The 22631-nt window shown below is 63.7% G+C and carries 18 protein-coding genes; 3 read left to right on the top strand and 15 right to left on the bottom strand.

Annotation, left to right across the window (positions count from 1 at the left end; genetic code table 11):
- The first annotated feature begins 73 nt into the window (after positions 1-73).
- The 3 genes from ACU0AG_RS10895 (at position 74) to ACU0AG_RS10885 (ending at position 6103) form a co-directional block, all read left to right on the top strand.
- Entirely contained in the window at positions 74-3568 is a 3495-nt protein-coding gene (locus ACU0AG_RS10895) for a class I SAM-dependent DNA methyltransferase (protein WP_482782306.1), read from the top strand.
- Between the two features lie 21 nt (positions 3569-3589).
- Positions 3590-5737 (top strand): GmrSD restriction endonuclease domain-containing protein, encoded by a 2148-nt coding sequence (locus ACU0AG_RS10890; RefSeq protein ID WP_482782305.1) that lies wholly within the window; start codon positions 3590-3592, stop codon positions 5735-5737.
- A 159-nt stretch (positions 5738-5896) separates the two neighbouring features.
- The gene (locus ACU0AG_RS10885) at positions 5897-6103 is read left to right on the top strand and encodes a hypothetical protein (protein WP_482782304.1); all 207 of its coding nucleotides are present in this window, start codon (positions 5897-5899) and stop codon (positions 6101-6103) included.
- A gap of 1 nt (position 6104) precedes the next feature.
- Here ACU0AG_RS10885 and ACU0AG_RS10880 read toward each other — a convergent pair whose 3' ends face one another.
- The 15 genes from ACU0AG_RS10880 to ACU0AG_RS10810 are packed head-to-tail and all read right to left on the bottom strand — an operon-like array spanning position 6105 to position 22624.
- Positions 6105-8804, bottom strand: coding sequence for a conjugal transfer protein TraG N-terminal domain-containing protein (locus ACU0AG_RS10880; protein WP_482782303.1), 2700 nt, complete (start codon positions 8802-8804; stop codon positions 6105-6107).
- Between the two features lie 14 nt (positions 8805-8818).
- Positions 8819-10255, bottom strand: coding sequence for a conjugal transfer protein TraH (locus tag ACU0AG_RS10875; protein WP_482782302.1), 1437 nt, complete (start codon positions 10253-10255; stop codon positions 8819-8821).
- Positions 10245-11069 (bottom strand): conjugal transfer protein TraF, encoded by an 825-nt coding sequence (locus ACU0AG_RS10870; RefSeq protein WP_482782301.1) that lies wholly within the window; start codon positions 11067-11069, stop codon positions 10245-10247. The genes ACU0AG_RS10875 and ACU0AG_RS10870 overlap by 11 nt, the downstream gene beginning before the upstream one ends.
- Positions 11066-12796 (bottom strand): conjugal transfer protein TraN, encoded by a 1731-nt coding sequence (locus ACU0AG_RS10865; RefSeq protein ID WP_482782300.1) that lies wholly within the window; start codon positions 12794-12796, stop codon positions 11066-11068. The genes ACU0AG_RS10870 and ACU0AG_RS10865 overlap by 4 nt, the downstream gene beginning before the upstream one ends.
- Positions 12793-13548, bottom strand: a complete 756-nt coding sequence (gene trbC, locus ACU0AG_RS10860; RefSeq protein ID WP_482782299.1) for a type-F conjugative transfer system pilin assembly protein TrbC — start codon at positions 13546-13548, stop codon at positions 12793-12795. The genes ACU0AG_RS10865 and trbC overlap by 4 nt, the downstream gene beginning before the upstream one ends.
- Positions 13545-14558, bottom strand: coding sequence for a conjugal transfer pilus assembly protein TraU (gene traU, locus ACU0AG_RS10855; protein WP_482782298.1), 1014 nt, complete (start codon positions 14556-14558; stop codon positions 13545-13547). Before traU ends, trbC begins: the two co-directional genes overlap by 4 nt.
- Positions 14555-15184, bottom strand: coding sequence for a type-F conjugative transfer system protein TraW (gene traW, locus ACU0AG_RS10850; RefSeq protein WP_482782297.1), 630 nt, complete (start codon positions 15182-15184; stop codon positions 14555-14557). The genes traU and traW overlap by 4 nt, the downstream gene beginning before the upstream one ends.
- Positions 15181-15699 (bottom strand): S26 family signal peptidase, encoded by a 519-nt coding sequence (locus tag ACU0AG_RS10845; RefSeq protein ID WP_482782296.1) that lies wholly within the window; start codon positions 15697-15699, stop codon positions 15181-15183. Before ACU0AG_RS10845 ends, traW begins: the two co-directional genes overlap by 4 nt.
- Positions 15696-16082 carry a TrbI F-type domain-containing protein gene (locus ACU0AG_RS10840; protein ID WP_482782295.1) on the bottom strand — a complete coding sequence of 129 codons (387 nt, stop codon included), beginning with the start codon at positions 16080-16082 and terminating at the stop codon, positions 15696-15698. The genes ACU0AG_RS10845 and ACU0AG_RS10840 overlap by 4 nt, the downstream gene beginning before the upstream one ends.
- On the bottom strand, positions 16075-16461 hold the full coding sequence (locus tag ACU0AG_RS10835) for a hypothetical protein (protein WP_482782294.1): 387 nt from the start codon (positions 16459-16461) through the stop codon (positions 16075-16077). The genes ACU0AG_RS10840 and ACU0AG_RS10835 overlap by 8 nt, the downstream gene beginning before the upstream one ends.
- Positions 16461-19013, bottom strand: a complete 2553-nt coding sequence (gene traC, locus ACU0AG_RS10830; protein WP_482782293.1) for a type IV secretion system protein TraC — start codon at positions 19011-19013, stop codon at positions 16461-16463. The genes ACU0AG_RS10835 and traC overlap by 1 nt, the downstream gene beginning before the upstream one ends.
- Positions 19010-19591 carry a hypothetical protein gene (locus ACU0AG_RS10825; protein ID WP_482782292.1) on the bottom strand — a complete coding sequence of 194 codons (582 nt, stop codon included), beginning with the start codon at positions 19589-19591 and terminating at the stop codon, positions 19010-19012. The genes traC and ACU0AG_RS10825 overlap by 4 nt, the downstream gene beginning before the upstream one ends.
- The gene (locus ACU0AG_RS10820; protein WP_482782291.1) at positions 19591-20472 is read right to left on the bottom strand and encodes a DsbC family protein; all 882 of its coding nucleotides are present in this window, start codon (positions 20470-20472) and stop codon (positions 19591-19593) included. Before ACU0AG_RS10820 ends, ACU0AG_RS10825 begins: the two co-directional genes overlap by 1 nt.
- A complete protein-coding gene (locus ACU0AG_RS10815) occupies positions 20469-21812 on the bottom strand; it encodes a TraB/VirB10 family protein (protein ID WP_482782290.1) in 1344 nt (447 codons plus the stop codon). The genes ACU0AG_RS10820 and ACU0AG_RS10815 overlap by 4 nt, the downstream gene beginning before the upstream one ends.
- Positions 21812-22624, bottom strand: a complete 813-nt coding sequence (locus ACU0AG_RS10810; protein ID WP_482782289.1) for a type-F conjugative transfer system secretin TraK — start codon at positions 22622-22624, stop codon at positions 21812-21814. The genes ACU0AG_RS10815 and ACU0AG_RS10810 overlap by 1 nt, the downstream gene beginning before the upstream one ends.
- Positions 22625-22631: the final 7 nt, after the last annotated feature.

Below are 22631 nucleotides of genomic sequence, written 5' to 3'. Positions count from 1 at the left end.
CCAATAAATCGCTGAGCTACCAACGTGTTCGTTGCGATATTGTAGGCCACCGGTTACTCAAGCGGGAATGGCAATGAGCGATAAAGATAATCTGCAGATTGATGCCTTTGTCGCTCATTGGCGCAATACTGGTGGCAGCGAACTCGCCAACACGCAGAGCTTCATCAACGGCCTGTGCCACCTGCTGGGGCTGGAGCCGCCCGCTGGCAGCCGGACCGACGATGCGCACAACGATTACGTATTCGAACGCCGCGTGTTCCAGGACAACGGCGACGGCACGCAGAGCTTCGGTCGGATCGATTGCTACAAGCGCGACGCTTTCATCCTCGAGGCGAAGCAGGGTAGCGAGGCTGATCGGGCAGCCGCTGACAAGGGCGAGGACGATCTCGACATCTTCGGCCAGACGGCCAGCGCCCGCATAAAGCGCGGCACTGCCCGGCGCGGCACGCCCGGTTGGGCTAAGGCGATGGTCCAGGCCAAAGGCCAGGCCGAACGCTATGCCAAGGCGCTCCCTGTCGATCATGGCTGGCCGCCGTTCCTGCTGGTGGCCGACATCGGTTACTGCATCGAAGTCTATGCGGATTTTACCGGCACCGGAAAGGCCTATGCGCAATTCCCCGACCGGGCGCGTTACCGGATCATGCTGGAGGATCTGCGCGATCCTGATGTGCGCGACCGTCTCCGCGCGATCTGGACCGATCCCAAAAGCCTCGATCCCACCGCCCGGGCCGCCCGCGTCACGCGTGACATTGCCGACCTGCTGGCAAGGGTTGCCCGCAGGCTGGAAAAGCGCGGCTACAATGCCGAGACAACCAGCGGCTTCCTGATGCGGGTGCTGTTCACGATGTTTGCCGAGGACAGCGGCCTGATCCCGGAACGCAGTTTCACCACCCTGCTGAAGAACCAGCGCGCCCACCCGGAACATCTGGAACATCAGCTGTCCGCGCTGTGGGCGGCGATGGACAAGGGCGAGTTTTCTCCCGCACTCGGTGTGCCGCTCAAGAAGTTCAACGGCTACCTGTTCAAGGAACGCACCGCGATCCCGCTCGATGCCGAAGAGCTGGAAGTGCTGATCAAGGCGGGCGAGCATGTCTGGACCGAGGTGGAGCCGGCGATCTTCGGCACCCTTCTGGAACGCGCGCTCAACCCCAAGGAACGGGCTAAGCTGGGCGCGCATTACACCCCGCGCGCCTATGTCGAGCGGCTGATCGGCCCGACCATCATGGAGCCGCTGCGCACCGACTGGGACGGTGTGCGCGGCGCTGCCGCCACCCTGATCGAGGAAGGCAAAGCCGATCAAGCCAAGGGATACGTCGAGGCTTTCCATGCGCGCCTGGCGCAGACCAAGGTTCTCGATCCCGCCTGCGGCACCGGCAACTTCCTCTATGTCGCCATGGCACGGATGAAGGAGCTGGAAGGCGAAGTGCTCGACCTGCTGGTAGAGCTGGGCGACGATCAATATGTGGCGGAACTGACCGGCCACACGATCACGCCGGAAAACTTCCTGGGGATCGAGATCAACCCGCGCGCCGCCGCGATTGCCCAGTTGGTGCTGTGGATCGGCTACCTGCAATGGCACTTCCGCGTGAACGGTGCGGGCCGCGCCCCGCCCGAACCGATCCTGCGCGATGTGCGTACCATTGAGAACCGCGACGCCCTGATCGAATGGGACGACAAGGTGCTGGAACTGGACGAGGCCGGAAAGCCCGTCAGCCGCTGGGACGGTGAGACGATGAAGCCGCATCCAGTCACCGGCAAGCTGGTGCCCGACGAGGAAGCACGGGTCGAGGTGTGGCGCTACGTGAAGCCCCGGGCGGCGAAGTGGCCGAAAGCCGATTTCATCGTTGGCAACCCGCCGTTTATTGGCGGCAAAGACGTGCGCGACCGGCTTGGCGACGGCTATTTCGAGGCACTGTTTGCCACGACTGACGTTCCCGAAAGCGCCGACTTCGTCATGCACTGGTGGGACAAGGCGGCCACTGCCGTGCGCAAGAGCGGCACGCGCCGGTTCGGCTTTGTCACAACCAATTCAATCACGCAGGTGTTCAGCCGGCGCGTGATCGCAAAGCATCTGGACGCGAAGGACCGGGTGAGCCTGCTCTTCGCCATTCCTAACCACCCCTGGGTGGACGAGAAGGACGGGGCGGCCGTGCGCATCGCCATGACGGTCGCCGCACCTGGGAAGGCCGCAGGTCGGCACTGGGGCGTCGCTGATGAAAGCCAGGCCCCCGCCCATCTCGTTTATACAGAGAGGGTCGGCCAGATTAGCAGCGATCTCCGCATCGGCGCCGATGTGACGGCGACCGTAGCGCTCAAGGCAAATGATGGCCTGTGCTCGCCCGGCGTGAAGCTGCACGGCGATGGCTTCATTGTTACGCCGGAACAGGCAACGACACTTTCGCAGGTTCAAATCAGCGGCACGCCACCACCTCACCTCCGCACCGGCGTCGGCGATGGTGATGCGGTGATCTTCGACTATCGCAATGGCCGCGATCTCGCCTCGCGACCGCGCGGTGTGAAGGTGATCGATCTCTTTGGTCTGAGCGAAGCCGAAGTGCGCGAACGGCATCCGGCGGTTTACCAGTACGTGCTGGCCAGCGTTAAACCGCACCGTGACCAGAACAATCGCGCTAGCTACCGCGATAACTGGTGGGTGTTCGGCGAGCAGCGCACAGAACTGCGCAAGGCCTTGCGCGGAGTAAATCGCTACATCGCCACCATCGAAACGGCGAAGCACCGGGTACTCCAGTTCCTGCCCATGTCGATCCTGCCCGACAACAAGCTGATCTGCATCGCACTGGATGACGCCTATTCGCTCGGTGTCCTGTCGAGCCGATTCCACGTGCCCTGGGCCATTGCCAGCGGTGGAAGGCTGGGAATGGGCGACGACCCGGTTTACGTGAAATCTCGCTGCTTCGACCCCTTTCCGTTCCCCGCAGACGTCCCCGAACCGCTTAAGGACAAGATCCGCGCCCAGGCCGAAGCGCTCGACGCGCTGCGCAAGCGTGTGCTGGTCGAACAAGAGGACCTGACCCTCACCCGGCTCTACAATGTGCTCGAAGCCCTGAAGGAAGGCCGCCCGCTCACGGATGCCGAGCGCGGCATTCACGATCGCGGGCTCGTCACCCTGATCCGCCAACACCACGACGCAATCGATGCCCTCGTCGCGGAGGCCTATGGCTGGCCTGCCGATCTCTCCGACGAGGAAGTGCTCACCCGCCTCGTCGAGCTCAACAAGAAACGTGCCGCCGAAGAGGCTAAGGGGCTGATCCGCTGGCTGCGCCCCGAATTCCAGGCGCCGGACTACAAGGCCCCGGTCGCCCAGACGCTCGACCTGGGCGAGGCCGCTGCCGCGCTGCCCGACAATGTCATCCCTTGGCCCGGCTCGCTCCCCGAACAGGTCAGCGCAGTGCAGACCATCCTCTCCGCCGCCGGCGCCCCGCTGGCCCCGCAGGACGTCGCCCGCGCGTTCAAGGGCAAGCGCGCTGCCACCGTACGTCCGGTTCTGGATGCGCTGGCCGGCATCGGCATGGCCCGGCGGCTAATGGATGGTCGCTATGCTGCGTAAAGTTTCGCAAAGGAGTTTCCGGTGAAGATCTGTCAGGCACTTGATAAATTTGATGAGCGGCAGCTCTTCGTTCCGGCTTTTCAGCGTGAATACGTGTGGAAGCGTGACGACGCTAAGCAGCTGATAGACTCTTTGATTAAGGAATATCCCACCGGCACAATGCTGACTTGGGAGACAAACAACCCACCTGAACTTAAAGGCCCCCACAAGTACGATGAGAAGCAAGGTGCTGTGCGAATTTTGCTGGATGGGCAGCAGCGCCTTACGACACTTTACATGCTCATTCGTGGCGAACTGCCGCCATATTACACTGCACCTGAAATCCTGAACGACACCCGCGGCCTGTACGTGAACGTCGAGAGCCTGGAGCTCGAGTACTACAAAAAACTCAAGATGGAGAACGACCCATGCTGGCAGAATGTTACGGACATTTTCCAGCGTAAGGTTCGCGCCAAAGACGTTGTGCGCGCTCTAGAATCTCGAGGTGAAATGGTCTCGCGTGAACGCGACGATCTTATCGATGACAACGTGAAGGCGATCGAGAACATTCTCGATCGCGAGTTCCCTGAACAAACAATTCCGGTCAAGGCGACCATCCGCGAAGCGATCGATATCTTCTACAAGGTCAATGCCAGCGGCGTTTCCCTCACGGAAGCTGAACTCGCACTTGCGCAGATCTCTGGCTATTGGCCGCAAGCGCGCGACACATTCAAAGCCAAGTTGACCGAGCTCGAAGCCCGGGGCTTTTCCTTCAAGCTGGACTTTATCGTCTATGCACTGCTCGCGTGTCTACACCATTCCGGCTCCAACATGCGCCTCTTGCATGATCAGGCCAATGACGGCCCGATCCAGGCAGCATGGAAAAAACTCGAATCACAGACTTTGGATTATGTCGCGAACATCATGCAATCGCATGCGTTCATCGACCACACGGATGAGATCAACTCGATCTATGCCCTCATTCCGATCATTGCCTACTGCTACCAGCTAGATGGCCATTTGACCGACCTGCAAATCCGTAAGGTGGTCAAGTGGTTCTTTTACGCGCAAATCCGAACTCGATATGTCAGTCAGCTGCCGCAGAAGCTGGACCGAGACCTGAAGGTAATAAAGGATTCCTCTCAACCGTTCGATGATCTGCTTCAGATCATAAAGGACGAACGAACCCTAGAAATTAGCCCCGATGAATTTGTCGGAAGAGCAATCTCGCACCCGCTCTATCCGATGATGCGCTGGTATTTCAAAAGCAAAGGGGCAACGTGCTTCACTACGGGCATAAAGCTGGCGCGGCCCATGGGCAAAAAGTACGCGCTAGAGAACGACCACATCTTTCCGTTCTCCAAACTTAAGGCTGCCGGCTACGGGACTGAGAACCGCATCAAATATGCTTTAGCGCAAGAGATCACCAACCGGGCCATTCTCTCCCAGATTGCCAATCGCACCAAGAGCGCGACGACTGCGGAGACCTACCTCGCGGAAATCGCGGCGATTAATCCCGAAGCTCTAGCCCGCCAGTGCATCCCAGCGGATCCAGACCTTTGGAAGCTCGAAAACTATGAGCGCTTTCTGCAAGCTCGCAGGGAGATGCTGGCGAGCGAGCTCAATACCTTCCTAAACTCGATCACTGAACTTACGGTCTCTGACGTTCCGATCACGCTCGAGGAGATGATCGCGGAAGGTGAAAGCGAAGAACTCGAGTTTAAACAGACACTTCGTTGGGATGTCAAAGAAGGACGAGTAAACAAAGAGCTGGAGGGAGTCATCGTCAAGACCATCGCGGCATTCGCGAACAGCTTCAACGGTGGCACGCTGCTCATCGGCGTTTCCGACAATGGCGAATCCGTTGGGTTAGAACACGACTTCGCGTGCCTCGGCGATGCCGACAAAGATCGGTTCGAAATTCACCTGCGCAACCTGTTTGGCCAGTCGTTCGGACAGAACTTCACGGCGAGCAAATTGAAGGTTTCGTTCCCCGTCGTGAACGGGGTTGAAATATGCCAGATCGAAGTAAAGCCTGCGGACGCTGCTATTGTCATCGCTGTGCCCGACAAGCACGGTCTAAAGGCAGAGAAACTATATGTTCGCAGCGGAAACTCTTCGCCTGAAATGCCATTGAGCGAGGTTCAAGCATTCTTGAGCAAGCGGTTCGGCGCGTCGGCACTGACTTAACGTCGGAAACCCCCGTTTTGGGAAGGTTCACCGCGGTCAGTGCACAGCTAACCTTCGCTTGGTGTTCATGATTTTCTGTGTCAGAATCGCGGCATTAAGCCCGGAATTCTGGGATGATGCATCGATTTTTGAACAGTCTGCCTGCTGAATAGGTGCCCTATGTTGAAGTCATCCGATGACCCTGTTTCGACCGAGGACTGGAAGGGTCTCAAAGAGATCGACCGGGCCATCGCAGAAAATCGTCTCATGGAATATCGCATCAAAAAGGCTTGGGCCGACCCCTGGGAACGTCGTGGCTTACTCGTTTTTGCAGGATTGATCACAGCCTTCGCGATCTACGCCATCATCCACGATGTGATCTACTGAATCACCATTCTTTGACATCATCCGCCGCCTCTTCCGATGCTCCTTTTGCTCCACGGGTGACAGCGTCAAGATTGCCCATGGATTGACCTATCCGACCGCGGCCTCGCTCCTGCGCCGAGCGGACTTCGTCCCTGATCCCCGATGTGTCAGGAGCCGCACCAAGACTGCCTGATCCACCGCCACGGGGGCCGTGTGCGCGGACGCTACCCTGGCTCGCAACGGCAGGGCGGCTGACCGGCGCGAAGTCGGGCAGCGTCAATTGCCCTTCAATGTCATCCTGCAGCCGGTCGGCGTAGCTCTCCACGAAACGCCCCTGGAGCTGCTGGCCCTGTGCGCTCATCTGGAAATTGATGTCGTCGAACCGGACTGGGCCGTAATAATCGCGGTTCGCTTCAAGCTCCGACATGCCCCATTCCCGATAGGCCTGGCTGAGATTGAGCGAACCGGCAGCATTCGCACCTTCGTACCAGGATGCCTGGTTCTCGAGCCGGCTTGCCAGTTCTTCGGCGCGGCGTGCCTCGACCGAGTACGTCTGCGCTTCGGTCAGCGAGCGGCTGAGACCTGCTGCACTGGTCGAGACCTGCGAACTCGAACTGGAGCTCGTCTGGCGTAGGAAGCCTTCGCGCGTGCTCGACCAGTTCCGGGTATCCGAAAGCTGCTGCAACGTCCCAGTAATCCGGTTGCGATCCTCAGACGCGATACCGACGTCGCTGTCGGTCCAGCTTTGATTTCGTCCACCTTTGGCACCAATGCCGCCACTAAGAACCCCACCTTGTGCTTTTGCCTCAATTCCTGCCTCTCCATTGAGAAACCACGAGACAGTGATGTCGTCAGCCGCACGCCGCGACAGCCCGAACTGCCGCTGAAGAGTGGTGGAGGCGTTGTCGACCTCGCTGAAGGCGGTGCCGATGCTGTCGTTGCTGCCGGTGCCGCTGACCGTCTCCGTGGAGTGGCCTTGGCTGTAGGCATTGCGGATCTCGTTGAAGCGGGTGACGGCCGAGCTAGTCGATTGCTGGGCAAGGTTCGAATAGGTCTCGCTCTGGCCCCGGCTCTGGCTCGCCATGGTCGAGAGCCTGCTCGTGAAATCCTGCCCCAGCGTTGGCGTGAAGGGATACTGCGAATTCGGCACCGTCGCGAATTCCGCTCCGCCAAAGCTCGTCGTCTGGGTGCCCACTTCGCTGAACCCGCGGGTCTGTGGAGCGCCATAAGAAATGCTCGGGTTGAGCGCCCCTTGGGCAAACTGGCGGGAGAACACCGTCGAATTGTCGAGGTTACTGTTGCCAAGCGACACATTGCCCGTGCTCGCCTCGCGCGCCGCTTCCTCTGCCGCATTCTGCGAGGGGTTGAGATAGGAGGTCGCCTGGCCGGAAATTGCCAGCGCGCCCTTGGCGATGCCGCCAGCAAGGAATGGCACTGAAGCGACGAGATAGCCGGCAAGGAGGCCGATATCGCGGTTTACATCGGCCATGCTGGCAAAGGTCGCAAGCGACAGGCCCGTTCCGCTCCCAGCTGCCGCCACATCGCTCGCGCCCTTGAACATCAAGATCATGTGCAGGATCACGAAGAGCGGGCCCCAGGCCGCCAGGTAGAAGAACCCGGTGACATAGCCGCGCAGCGCAAGCGGCCCGGTCTTCGGCATCAGAAACAGCGGAAAGATCACCGGGAACATCGCGTAGAACACGACCGTCAGCACGACATTGAGGATCGGGACCCACTTCATCGCGTTCTCGGCGATCGAAGCGTAGGTCCGCTCGGTCTGAATGTCGGCACGGGTCTGGGCGAAGACATCGACGCTCGAGGTGCCACTGGCGCCCGCGAACCCGTGCATGGCCTGATTCATGGCATTGATTGTCAGGACCTGGCGAAAGATGTCGCTCGCATTCTTCGAGACCCCCGAGAGATATTGGTAGGCCACCGGCAGGTCAGCAAGCAGCTTGGTCTTGGCAAGCGCTGCCGTCTGGCGCGGATAGAGTTGCCGACCGGCGCTGAGCGCCATGGAATCGACCAGCCCCGCCCATTGGTTCGAAAGACCGGTATAGGCATCACGGCAAGTGACGATCGACGCCGTGACGCTGTCATCGGCCTGCCGGGTGACGAATTTCTGCGCCCGCGCCGCGCTACCGGGTGCGATTGTCGTCCAGATATCGTCGCTCTCTGCCAGCTGCTTCATCGAATAGCGGCCGAGCAAGAGATCATAGAACACGCATTGCCGGATGTGCTCGTCGAGATTGGCGGCAAACTCGGGGTCCGAGATGCGCAAGGAGCGCGTCGCTTCCATCAGCCGCGCGCCGTAGATCATGCCGTTCTTCGAGTAGTTGAGGTCGTCCGGCAGGCCGAAGACCAGCTCGGCTGAGCGCGTAAGATAGTCGCCAACCTGGCTCGTGAAACTGGCCATGAGCGCAAGACCCAGGGGCACGTTCGCGACATTTGCGGGGGCAAGGCTCGGGTTGACCCGGTCGGTCACATGGACGTCCATGCGCGGCACCATCAGGCACATGTAGATGAGCGTCGCCCCAAGGAACCAGTTGAGCCAGGCCCGCCAGTCCTGGTTGAAGGCGAGTACGATGACCGCAAGCGCCAGGCCCATGACCATGGTCACCTGGATCAGGCTTTTGTAGCCGCCGGCACCGGTCCAGCTGGCGACGGCATTCAGGACATTGACGATGTACTCGCCGCCGCCAACCGTGAAGATCTCGATCATGGATTGTCTCGCCTTTAAGGGACGATGGAGCGGGACTGGAGCGCGCGCGACCAGTCGAGCGATGCAGCCATCGAGGGGGACATCGAGGCCGCCAACATGTTCTCGATCATCGCTGTCTTCTCGATGATCTGCATGATGGCCGAGACCTTGGCTTGGCCCGTCGCCTGGCGCTGCGCGAGGCTGGAGCGCACTTCGGCAACCTGCGCGCGCCAGATCGCGAGCTTGGCTTCGTCCGCGGCGATGAAACTCGCCATCGAGCGGCCCGCCTCCGACACGATCCGGTCGAGCACCGCGTAAAGCAGGTCGATGCTGGTGATCTCCGCGAGCGTGTCGCGGTCATCGGTCGCCATGCCTCGGCCATAGGCGGCCTGGACCGTCAGAATCTTGTAGAGCGGGACCGAGGCAACCTGGAGCAGTTCCTTCTCGGCATCGCCGATCGCCGTATCCGAGCGGATCGCGGCCACCATACTGCCGATGAGCGCGGCCACCCTGGGTCGGATGGCCTTGGCTGAACTGAGGCTCATGTCCCGAAACGTGGGATTGAGGCACTGGTCCGGCTCGTCGCAGGCAAAGACCCTGACCGTTTGGCCCTGCGTGCCATCGAGCAGCGCGGTCACCAGCGTTGAGGAGGCATCGCCGGCGAAGGGCACGAACTTGCCCGGCTCGTCGTCCTTGGGCGGCACGTAGATCACCGTGCCGATCAGCGTCATCGCATATTCGGCAAGATCCCGGTCGAAGGTGCCATTGGGCGAAAAGAAGGCGGACTTCTCGAGGACGTGCCAGGTGTAGTTGCGCGGCACAGCCGGGTTCACATCGGCATAGTTTGCCCCGGCCCCGGAGTTGGTCGAGCTCCTTTGACCGCGCGTCCCGCAGCCATGCTTGGCCGCCGCATAGTCTGTGAAGATGCCCTCGCTGTTACCAATTGCCTCGCAGATCGCCTTGTCGGCAAGGTCGCCCTTGGGCCAGATGCCGCCGACCAGCCCTTGCGCCATCTCGCAGCTGTTGATCGACAGGTTGTTCATGAGCTGCGCCTTCTGGGCGAACTCCTGCATGATCTTCGAGCACTCGGGGCAAACCGTGTCGATCGCCAGGCTGAAGGCAAAGCCCACGGCATTGTTCGCGACCGCTTTGAGCAGCGCGACGATCTCGCTCGCGTTGATGAAGCTGAAGCTGCCGGCAAAAATGTCGATGCCGCCGCAGCCCGCCCGCGCCCGGGGCAGCTGGAGATTGGCGATGTTGGTTGTCTTCTGCGGAAAGCGCGTCCAGACATTGCCGAGGCTGTAGTAGCCCGCCGATTGGCCCTGGAACGCGCTCGGACCCGTGACGTTCGCGGCGCCGCCCATGTCGTTCATGAAGCGGTCCATGCTGTCGCCGACATTGGCCTGGAGCGGGGTTACAACGAGGCTCGTGGCGGCAAGAGCAAGCGCCGCCGTGCGCAGCTTAGAAATCATGGCCGGTTTCCTTCGAGGTCAGGAGAAAGATGCGGTCCTGCAGTTCGTCGGCTGACAGGACGCCATATCCGATCGGTATCGCGCGCTTGGCTTCGCTGTCCCACAGAACCAGCGCCGGCGTGATCTTGGGCTCAAGCCCCATGCGCGGCCGCTGCCCGCTCTCGACCGTGTAATTCGGGAAATGACGCGACGGCCCGCCGTCGGTCGAGATCGCTCTCACCGTGAGCTGCCAGCGATCGGCGACCGCCTTGACGATCGGGCTCATCACCTCGCAGGCCCCACAGGTCTGGGCGAAGAAGTAGAACAGCCCGTAGCGATCGCCGAGATGAGCCATCACGCTATCGCGCTCGGCAGTCCGGGCATCCTGCCATTGCCGCTTGGCGACCGCTCCAACCGGGCGCTCGAGTGTGTAGTCGAGCCCCGGATCCTGCCAGATCGCCCGCTGCCAGACATCGGAGAACAGCGAGGCCCGGTCGAGTTGCTCGCGCTGGAAGCGGATATAGGCCGTCACATTCGCAGGCGTCGGCTCGATGATCGCCCGAGCCTTGAGCTCACGCAGCGTCGCGGTGATGGCGTCGAGCGCAGCCGTGGCGGTCGGTGCCTGGGACTTCGGCTCGGTGGTCTGCGGCGGCGAGGGTTTCGGCCGCACGCAGTAGAACCAGTAGCCGAGCCGGCGCTCACCGCAGTAGAAGGCGTCACCGGTGTCGGTGGCAGAGGTGCTTGGGAACCTGCCTGCATCCTGGGCGGTGCTCGGGACTGCCTGGCCTAGGATAGCGACCAGTATGATGGCCGTGCGGAAGCGACGGGCGCTCATTGGCTGCTCCTTTCGTAATAGTCGCGGATTTTCTGCTGGATGAGCTCGGAGGTCTGGAGCTCGTCGGGGAGCCGCGCCGCATCGGTGAACTCGGAATAGACCTCGGAGAAATCCATGCGGCTGAGATCGAGGTGGGCGAACTCGTCGAGGGTGAAGCCGAGGCACTGCTCGGTCTTAGGCTTGCCCCAGGGCTTGGGAAGCTGCGCGCGGCCCTGTTCCTGCAGGATGCGGGTCAGCTTGGACTCAAAGCAGCAGTAGACCTTCTTCTTGGTCAGGCAGACGCCGAGGAAGCTCGAGGAACAATAGGTCCCGACATAGGCGCAAAGCCCTTGCGCATCGCGCTGGTGGAGCAGGACCTCCTCCCGGCTGCAGCCCAGCATGACCAGGAACTGGATGCCAGGGATCAGCGGGAAGCCTTTGCCCTTGCAGCAGTTGAGCACCCCGAAGACCTTGGACGAGCAGGTCTCGCGCTCACCCTTGAAGAGGGTCATGGTCGCAGGGTCGAACTCGCGCCGCGCCTGGTCCATCGCGTTCAGGGCCACGACCGCATCCTTGAATTCGTCGTTGGCCTCGCGGGTGATCGTCTCGCACGAGCCGTCGATGCAGTAGACGTCGCCGTCGCAGACATATTGCTGGCCTGCGTTCTCGCCTGGAGGCACCGGGCACTCATAGACCCGCTCAGCCGTCGAGCAGGGGCTGTCGCCCGTCAGGCAATCCTCGCGCACGAAGCGGCAGCTGCCGTTTGCCTCCAGTTCGCCGCAGTCATTGCCGGGCATCTTGGCCGAGCAGGTATAGCTGCGCTGCCAGGCCCAGCATGGCTGGGTAACCGCGACGCCATCGACGATCCGGGTGACGGGGTCGCTATCGGTGCAGACTTCGGTGTCGAGTGTGCAGTTGGCATCGCCAGCCAGCGCGGAGCACTGGCTCTCGTTTCGTTCGGCGGTGACCACGGTTTCGGTGGTGGTCGTGTAAGGCGTTGCCCCTTCAACCGGGGCCGTGCAGCTCACCAGATCGACGCGCAGGTCACCCGAGTTGCAGCCCCAGTAGATCCCGAAATAGGGATCGCAGAGGTTAATCGGCCAGGACTGCGTAACCGTGCACTGCGGCGCCGGATAATGGTTGCAGGCGTAAATGCCGGTCGGATCGACCCCGCTTCCCGCAACGCAGTAGTAGCCATAGACTTGGCGCGGCTCGGCGCGCACCTCGAGGGGCACCTGGCACGTCGCCGTCTTCTGCTCGGCCGTGTAGCCCGTGTTGCAGGTCGCCATGTAGATGCCGACCGAGCCAGTTCCAGGCGGAAGCGGGACGCAATTGCCCTTCGAGCCGGAGACCGACATGCCGCTCGTGTAATCGAGCGGGGTCTCGCTGATCTCGCCCGAGCGGGCGAGAATGCTCTTGATCTCCTGGGGTGAAAACCGGGCGCGGTTATCCATGCTGTCCTCGATCGTCCGGATCGCGGTGTTGCCGGTTGCCGCGCTACGGGCGGCGCCCTCGATCCGATCGGGATGGTCGGCCAGGTCCTCAAGGCCTTGCGTGGCGGCAGGATTGAACCCCGGAACGCGCGAAGCATCGGGCGCCGTGGTTGCCGCGCCCTTGGCGCGATCGATTACGCTGGCGCCGAACGCTTTGCCGTCAGCCTTTGCGTCGGCAGTCGTCTGAGCGGAGGCCGCCTGGGCCACTCCTGCCAGAAGCAGCAGGGCGCCATGTACCGAGCGAAGCCATGTCATGGGCGGTGCTCCTGTTCGAGGCGGGTAAGGTGCAGGCGCGCCAGCTGGGCGCCTGGGCCGTTGCCATCGCGGAAGGTCTCGAGAACCTGGCTCACCGTCACATTGCCTGAGAGCCGGTCATGCGGCGGCGGCGCGTCGCGGCAGTCAAAGCCATCACACGGCGCAAAGTCGCTGCCCACCATCACGAAGCTGGGGGCGGTCTCGATGCCGAAAGCCCGGAACAGCCGGGGATCGATCCCGAGCGCCTGGGGGGCATCATCGCCCTGCCAGATCGCCGCCAGCGTTGCCTTGAACTTTGCAGAGTCCCCGGCCGGGAAGCCGCGCAGCACGGTTACGCCGCCTGCGCGTCCCATGTCGCGAACCAGCGATTTGAGCGCCTCGGGCGGCATCGACAGGCTCGCAAAGGCGATGAAGCGCGGGCTTTGGGAGAGCGGTGCCTTGTCCGCCTCGGCGCGCTCGCGCACCATCGCGTCGAAGTCGAAGACCTCTGCGCTGTTAGCCTTTGTCGGAACAGTCTCGGCAAAGCGCTTGGCCGCAGTCTGAGCCGAATTCTGGCTCTGCAAGGCCTCGTCATGCACGGCCTCCGCTCGGGTGCGGACCGTGCTCGCAAGGGCATCAGCATCCTTGGCATGCTCGGCCGAGCGGGCACGGATGGCCTCGAGGTCGATACCTTCGGGCGCGCTTTGGGCCAGCGCCAGGCCTGCGAGAGAAATGCCCGCAGCGAGCGGGATAAGGAGAAGTTTCCGGTTCATAGCGCGCAGCAGTTCCGCTTGCGCCAGACGAGGTATCCCATGTCCTCACCGATCGCGGGGATGACCTGTCCAGCTGATTGAAAGGTGGTGGCGGCGCCAATCGGCGGGCACGCGTAGCGCCCCTTGGTCGCCGGGTTCGGGTTGGTGGCCTGGAACCGGTATTGCTGCTTGCGCATCACCGGCATCAGGTACTTGCCGCAAAGTCCCTTGCCGCCCATCGTGCCCCAGGCAACGAGCTCGCGGTGGAGCTTGTAGGCAAAGCGCGAGAGCACGAGCCGCGAGGCCTGGACATGGCCGATCGACGCCGAGACGTTGCCGTTCATCGGGTACATCGAGCCTTGGCAGCCAGCGCACCAGAACATCTCGTCGACCGGCAAATTGACCGTGGCTGAGACGCAGTCGGCCGCGCAGGCAGCTAGTGCCAGCGGGTTCGCAAAAAGCACCGCCTCGGGGTTGATGATCGCGGTGAGCTCGCTGTCCTGCCAGAGCGGATCGATCTCGGAAATGTAGAGGATATCGATCGAGCCGGACTCAAGGCACAGGAAATCGGCAATGATCTCCATCCAGTAGATCAAAGGGTAAGCGTACCAATGCACGTGCCAGCTCGAATAGTTCTGGCTGGCCCCGCCCACGGCAGAGGGCCCCTTGATCGAGCGGAAGCCGATGTCGAACCCAGGATCGAGCTTCATCCCGCCCAGATTGACGAAGCACCATGGTTTCATGCTGACGTCGGCAAGCCGGACCGGCTCCCAGAAGCCCATGGCAATCCCTGGCCGCAGCCCGCACAGGCAGAGCGGCAGATCAGGGTTGTCAGGATCGGGCCGGTTGGAGGGCCAGATCTTCAGCCCGCCGACCGAAATCGGAAACAGGCACGACCAGCAGATATCCGTGATCGGGTTGACGAAGCTGCCGGTGCAGCGACCGGGCCCGGCATCGGCGCCGGCCGGACTGGCCAGCGCCAGCCCGAGGCCTGCGAGCAGGCTCGCAGCGAGGCGACGAAGCGATTTCATGGGCGGGCTCCTTGTCGGGAAGGCAGGACGACCTCGCTGACCTCGAGCACCCGGCCATTCTGGCGCACGCGGGCGGGCAGCGCCCTGATCCCGAAATGCGCGATCAACTTGCCGCCCTGGTCGAAGTAAAAGCGCCGCTGCCGCGCCTTCATCAGCTCCAATGGTGCGCCCTTGGTCAGGATGAGCTTGGCGCCTGGCGATACCCTGAGCGCCCAAGCGAGCTGGTCAGGATCGTCGCCATCGAAGAACAGGAGCTCGCTGCGCAGCGGTACGCTGTCGAGCGGATTCACCCGGGTCCCGCGGGCATGGATGAGCTCGCCCTTGGCGCCCCGGATATCGGTCTCGAGCGTGATCGTCGGATCAAAGCTCCAGCGGCGAGCCACGCTCGCCCGGACGAGGCCTGCCACCGGCTCTGGCCGGTTGACGCGCGCCGCCGTGCGCCGCTTCAGCTCCTGATTGAGCCGCTGGGTCTCACCTGATTTTTCCATGGCAGTGAGCCGCGTGTGGATCTGTTCCAGCAGATCGCGTTCGATCACCGGGAACACGGCACCTTGCTGGCCATAGTCCCGCGCATCGGCCGGAACGGCGAGGACAAGCGCAAAGGTTACAAGCAGGGCGCGCTTCACAGGATTGCCCTCCCGCTGCCGAGAATCTGCCCGCGGCAGGCAAAACCCACCTCGGCGTAGCGGCTGTCGAACCCGCGCGGATGGTCGCTGCCGACATAGTAGCAGCCGCGCGGGATGAGGCCTTCCGGCCCGGGACTGAGCCTGAGCCCAAGCCGGGTCTGTTCGAGACGTGTGCCAACAACCCGGCCATTCACCCGGACTTGCGCGCCCTCGTGGCTCACGACATCGCCCGGAAGACCCAGCACACGCTTGCCGAAGAGGTGCGGCCCTTCGCCGAAATGCTTGTCGAGCAGCGGCGAGCCCGGCGGCTCGAAGAAGATCAGGCTGCCACGCGCAATCGGCGCCGACTTGTCGAGCCAGAAGGCCCAGTTTGGCAGGCTCGGGCTCGAATTGATCAGGAAGGCATGGTCCTCGCTGAAGGCCGCAAGCGGCGCCCAGGCGAATGGCAAGGCAACGATCCCGGTCAGGAGCAGCGGACGCCGGGCTCCGCGCAGCAGGTGGGCGATGCGGGTCATGGCTGCCGCTCCCGGCCGAGCCGCGCGGCAATGCGCTGCTCCAGTTCGGCGGTCGCGTCGGGCACTCCACCCGCAAGGACCGCCTCGGCCACCAGCACCACGCGGCCATTCTTGCCCATGTCCTGGACCGCCGCCTCGGCCGCCTTGAGATAGGCGAGCGTGCGGGCCTGCCCGACTTCAGGGTCTCGGGCCGCGCGGGCTTCAGCATCGACGAACCGCGCGATGGTCTCAGCCAAGCGCACCGTGACGATCTGTTCACGGGGACGGGCCACTTCGCGGCTGACCCAAGCCCCCCACAGCAGAACGCAGACCGTGAGGAGAACCCCGCCAAGCCGGAGCGCAAGCGGGCGATTAAAAGATTGTAATCGGCGAACGTCAGCCATTGACAGTCTCCTTGGGTGCGGCCGGAGCGAGGGCTGTTTCGAGGCGCTTCAGGAAGCGCGGGATCCGCACCAACACCACGCCGAGCACGGCAGCGATGAAGGCACCCTGCAGGTCCTGGGAGAAAGCGATCCGGCGGATCGCGTCCGCCTCGCGGTAGTGATCGGCAAGATTGGCGAGCTGCGCGAACAGGAGCCCCATGTCCCAGCCCGCAAGGGACAGGAACGCAAACAGCGGCAAGCCCAGCACGATGAGCAGGCTCGAGGCCGCAAAGCGCGATGCCTCGATAAGCACGAGGCAGGTGCCCTGCAGGAACGGGATGAGCCGCATCGGCGGCGACCAAACACCGATGTGGTCGAACGGGGTTTGATGGAACGCCATCAGCGCTCTCCCGGAGCCAGGCCGGCGACCGTGCGGATCGCGTCAGCGAGCGGCATGCCCTTCGCCTCGAGCGCCTGGATCGCGGCATAGGTGCCCGGGTCAGACGAGAAGATCGTCGCCGAAAGCGGATCGAGCACGAGACGACCGATCGCTTCGGTCTCCGGGCCCTTGATGAAGATCTCGGAATATTCCGCCCCCGAGCGCTTCAGCGAACGGATCAGCGTCTCGGTCCGGTCGTCCATGTCGAGCCGGGCGCTCTGCCGGAAGTCCGAGATTGTCTCGGCCTTCTGCTGGAGGATCAGCATCCAGTCGCTGTTCTCAAGCGCGGCGCGCGCGCCGTCCGACTTGTAATAGTCATTCAGGGACTGGGTCGCGGTTGCGAGCGCGCCCCCGTATTTGCGGGCGGTGCGGGCATAGGTCTCGACGAACTCGCCCATCGAGCCGCCCTTCAGCATCGACCAGGCCTCGTCGATCAGCAGCAGCTTGCGCGTCGCTCTCGAGGTCCGCGTCATGGCCTGGCCGGTCATGAACATGATCGCCGAAAGAACGACGCTTCGAAGCTCCCCGCGGCTCGCAAGATCGCTCATCTCAAAGACCGTGAAATCATCGTCGAGCGCGAAGCTGGCCTTTCCTGAGAAGAACCCGCCATAGCTGCCGCCCCGGCAATAGGGCGCAATCGCGGTCGCGAGATTGACGCCGAGCTCGCCGCCGCCCTGTTCGAGAGCGCCTGCGATATCGTCGATGCTGCCGCCGCTGCCGAGCGTGTCCCAGACCGTGGTGACCGCGCGGTCGATCAGGCCCCGCTCGGTATCGCTGGGCTTGTCGTCATGACGCGCCATCTGGCCGATGATCGCCTTGATCATGGCAAAGCAGTCGAGGCGGTAATCCTCGTCGGCCTCAGCCCGGGCATCATCGACCATCGAGAAGGGATTGAGCGAGAAGCCCGCAGCAAGCGTGAACTCGACGAAGCGCCCACCCTGGAGCTTGACCGAGTGCTCGAACGACCGGCCGTCGTCGATCACCACGACCTTTGCGCCTGCACCGCGCAGGGCCGCACAGAGCTCCTGGAGCAGGACCGACTTGCCCGACCCGGACTTGCCGCAAATCGCGATGTTGTGGTTGCCAGCACCGTTTTCAAACGGCGACCACCAGAACGGCTGCCCCCGGCGGCCAACCAGCAGGAGGTGGGGAACCGTGCGGCCAAGGTACTCGCCCTGCATCGGCGCGATATTGGCGGCGGTGGTCGACAGCATCGTGCGCATGCGCTTCAGACGCAGCATGTCGTCCGCCAGCCCATCGGCGAGGCTCAAAGGGAACGCGGCGACCAGACCCTGGAGCTGGAGGAAGCGCTCATCGGTGAGGTCCCATCCTGCCGCCTTGAAGATCGCCTTGATCACGCGCTCATGGCCATCGCCCGAGCCCAGCGGCGAATAGCTGGTCAGCCCGTAGAACAGCTTCACCAACTTCTTTCCGGCCTGGAGCTCGTTCTGGACGTGGCGCCACTCGGCCGACTGGTCGGCAAGCTTGGGGAGGAAGCGCGCGCTCTTGGTCTGGCTGAGGCTCGTCGTGCGCATGAACTTGTAGCCCGCGCGGGCCGAGGCTGCCTCCTGGTCCGGATAGACGAGGCACAGCATCGTCGCCGTCGGACAAGGAAAGCGCAGCTTGTCGGCGAACATGTCACCGATCAGCCGCGCGCACTCCCACGGTGCCCAGCGCTCGGGAAACGAGCGCACGGCAAAATGGCGCACGTCGAACGTATCGGGGAGGCACACCCCGACCTCGGGGTTGCCGGCGCTGTCGCGGCCCATCTCGCGGAACCGCTCGGTCCTCAGCACCATGCGGTCGTCCTCGACCTCGAGCTCGATATCGGCGCGGATCGCCTGGACATCGATCTGCTCGAGCGGGTTCCAGGTCTGGCGCTCAGGCTCGCGCGCCGTGGTTGGCGAGGTTAGCTCGTCAACAAGGCCAATCAGCGCCGATGGCCGCAGTGGATGCGCATCGAGCCCCAGCGAATGAATGAGGCCCAGCAGAGCCTCGCGGCATTCGGCAAGCTCGGCATCGGTGACGTTTGTGTTTTCCGGGACGCCGAGCGAGACGATCAGGCGGCTGCTGCGCACATGGAAAGGGGCAAAGGCCGAGCCGCTTTCCCAGACCAGATCGTAGAACCGGGCAAGCCGCTCCCGCGCGATCGCTTCGTAGATACCGCCCTGTTCATAACGCGGCGCAAACCATGGGGAGACGATCTGCCCAATCCGCGGGCTCGCGAAATTGAGCACCTGCAGACAGGCCCCCTGGGGCAGTCCTTCAGAGAAGAACTGACCCAGGATTTCGCCGGTGCGCTCGTCGGCGCCGATCAACGGGGTCACCTCGAGGATGAAACCCTTTGAACGAGCGTTGCGGTAGAGCCCGGCACTCTCGTCGAAGACCCGGTAAGGCAGCCAATCGGACAGCATGTCGAGACCGAAGCGCGCCCGCGGCTTCTCCGCTGACGCCGTATCGGCAAACAGCGCACCCATCAGGGCATCGCGGGCTTTGGCAAGGGAGAGGCTCACGGCACGTTTCCTTCCTGGGGAGCAGGCTCCCCTTGTCCTGCGATTGGTTGGGGGACCCGGGGCGGGAGGGAGGCAGTCCCGGATCCCCCGGCCGGCGCGTGCTGCAAGGGGGCAGTAAGCACGTCCGGCAAGGCGGAGTTGGTGGTATCGGTGGCAGGCGGCGCTGTTTCGCCCTGCGGCTCGCGTGCCGTGGCGACGGCCCGCGCAAGCGCCCGCGCGACTTCGCGGCGGCTTGCCGGATCCTGGAAGTGCGTGCCTGCCGGCTCGGGCAGCGGCACTTCGACCACCCGCGCCGCATGGCTGCGGCCCTGCGCATCGCGGTAAGCGGCCAGGACAACCTTGAGGCTGCCCGAGGTCGAAGCCGCGGCGACCGGACGCTGGGCTGGGAGATCGTCGGCCTTTTCACCGGCGGTCGCGGTCGCCCGGCCATCGATGACCGAAGTCGGCGCGCAGTCTCCGGCCGGTGTCCGGCAGGAGAAGTTGCCCTTGACGTTGCCGCCGAGCACCGCGCAGCCGCTGGTTGCCAGCAGCAGGCCGAGCAGCGCCGCGGAGCGAGGGACATGGCTGAAGCTGCGCATCAGCGGCCTCCCTGGTTCGAGGCGAGACCAAGGAATTTGCGGATTTCAGCAGCCGGGCGATAACCCTGCAGCACGGCGCCATCGCTGGCGCGCACCAGGACCGGCGTGCCCGAGAAGCCCTGCGCCCGAGCAAACGCCTCATTCGCATCGAGCCCCTTGGCCGTGCAGCCCTTGCGCTGCGGCACGGCCTCGCCGGCGTAAGCCTTATGCAGGGCTGCGACCGGATCGGCAGCGCACAGCACAGCTTCAGAAATCTCGCGGCTCTTGGCCCCGAAGATCGAAATCGGCCGCTCCTCGACCCGGACGCCTGCCTTGACCAGTTCGCCGGTCAGGCGCTGGCAGTAGCCGCACTGGAAATCCGAAAAGACGACGACCTTGGGAGCATTCGCCGGTCCCCACTGGATTGCGCCGTCCGTCGGCAGACGGGCCAGGTCGACCTTGGTTGCTGTCGGTGCCGGCGGCCCGGCTTCGTGACCGGTCTCGTGCCGGGCATTTTCTGCGTCCACGCGGGCAGCGCCGGCCGCCAAAAGATCGGGGTTGAGCTCGAGCAGCCGCGCTGCAGTGACATCGCGGCGCGTCTCCATGTCATAGAGGCGGCCGACCATGAGATATCGGGCAGTCTCATCGACGTAGAACAGCGTGTTGCCCGAGACCACTTCGCACAGCCCGCCGAAGCCTTCACAGGACAGGCCGGTGATCGGCGTCTTGGGCAGGCGGGCCATGAGCGCTGCGCGCACGGTGCTCGCCATGCCCTCGGCCCGCGCAGGCTCAGCGGTGACCGCGGCGAGGCCGAGGCTGATTACGGTAAAGGCTGTGGTGACAGCGAGGGCCGCGGTCGCGGCGCGCGCCTTCAGTCCCGGCTGGAATTCCGAGTACTTCATTTTGTATTGCTCCTGACATGAACGCCGTCGAGGAAGACGATCTCGACTTCGATGCCGGTCGGCATCTCGACGACGGGTTGGTATTGTTCGGCGCGTTCGATGAGGTATTTGCTCACCGTGTCGGCAGCTTCGCCCGCGCCCTGGCCAAAGCCGCCCGCGACAATGTCGGTGGGCGAGAGCGCCTGGCGCTTGCCGTCAGCGCCGATCTGGCCCGTGAAGACGCCATTGGCGTTGGCGGAAAAACCGCGACCAAAGCCGCCGACGATCCCGGCAAGCAGGGCCTGGCCCACGAGGCTGCCCTCGCGGCTGACGACGCGGCCGCGCACGCCCGACTTGCCGGCAAAGCTGATGAAGCCCTTGACCTCGCTCACCGCATAGCGGCCGCCGGGCTGCGCGCAGGTCATGCGGGCAAGCTTCACATAGACCTTCTCACTGCTGAGATCGCCGCGCGCTGCGCCATTGACGAGGCAGCCGGTGAGATCGGTCGTCAGCACCTTACCGCCCCGCATGACCGAACGCGCTGGCCCGGTGATCCGGAGCACCACGGGCAATGGATCGGTCTGGCTGGCAACTCCGGTCGAGGCATCGACGCCCACGATCACGCGCGCCGGCGCATAGCTGTTGGGCGGCAGGTAATCCCGGCTGTCCTGCAAGACGAGCGGCGGGGCTGCATTGTCGGGGGCGGGCTTCTTGGTGCCGGCGGCGCCGGTCTCGAAGCTCATCAGGCTGACCTTGCCCTCCTCGGGCAGCGGACCGCTCGCCGCCGTCCGGCCAGCGGCAGGTGCAGCGCCAGGGGCGACGCCGGGACCATAAGCCGGGGGCGGCGGAGCCGCGGCAGCTGAGGCGCGCGCAGCCTGGTCGAGCTGCGCCTTCAAGGCGGCATTCTCGGCCGAGATGGCGTCGATCGCGGTCTGGCCGTCGGTCCGCATCTGGCTGTTTTCGGCCTTTAGCGCGGCGAGCTGCTGCTCGAGCTCGGGCCGCGAAACCTGGCCCTCCTTGAGCGCCTTGATCTCACGGTCCTGGGCATCGGCCCGGTTGCCGTAGGTCGCGACGAACTCGCGTTCGGAAAGGTTGCGATTGACCAGCCCGCCCGTGTCGATGCTCACCGTATCGCCGGAGGCACCCGCGTGTCTGTCGTCGGCGCCGCTGAACAGGAAGGTTGCCCCGCCGATCAGCGCAATAGCGCCGACGCCTGCGAGCAAGGCCTTCTGCCGCTGCGCGATCTGGTGGTTCAGATTGCGCCTGCCAACCTCACGCCGGCTTTCCGGAGTGGCGCTGGCATCAGCCGTCTCAGGGGTCTGGGGAACCGGATCGGTCGCCGGCTTGTCTGCGTTTGCCATTACTCCAGCCCTCCCTTGCGGAAGACGAGGAAGGCGCTGGTCACCTCGTTGGGGGCGAGGATGTCGCGGCCATAAGCAAAGGCGATGGCGCCAGCGGGGCCTTCGCGATCCTGACCCAGCTCGAGCGGCACCTTGCCGAGATTGCGCAGGCGAAAGCGCTGACCGGTCAGCTCGGCGCCGGAGTATTCTGCAACCAGCTGGACCTCGATGGTGCCAGTCTTGCGCGGCAACCCGAGTTCGGTCCGTCCGGTAAAGCCCGGAAGCACCGCATCCCCTGCCATGGCCTCGATCAGCCGGATGGCCGCATCGTCAGGGCCGCTGGTCTGCTCCCATTCTTCGGCCTCGCGCACCTTGAGAGCCGGATTGGTCACAAAGATCTGGCTCGCCTCCTGGGAGACCGTCCGGCACGCAAACTTGTAGACGAACCCGGCCTTGCTCGTGGCAAAGAAGCTCACCCGGTCCGAGGCGAATTGCGGCGGCACCGAGATATAGATGTCGCCGCGAACCGGCTCATGGGTGATCGTGAAATCGTTGTAGGGATAGGCGCTCGCGATCTTCGAGACGTTGGCAAAGCCATCATCGATGAGCGCAATGCGGGTCAGTTCACCGCGCGAGAGCGTGCAGTCGATCTTGGCATTGTCAGCCGCGTCGACGAACTGGTCGGCACGCGCTGGCGCCGCGCTGAACGCGAGGGCGCAAAGGGCAATGCCCAGCGCCTTCCAGCCCGTATCGATACGGCGCGTTGCGCCCAGGGAAAGGCAGGCAACACCGGCGCCAAGCGCCGATGAAGCACAGGGTGTGAGAGCGCTCATGGCTGTG

The sequence above is a fragment of the Erythrobacter sp. RANMB8 genome (assembly GCF_056848235.1).
Note: the sequence above shows the minus strand (reverse complement) of the source record. Positions and strands in the feature narration are given on the sequence as shown.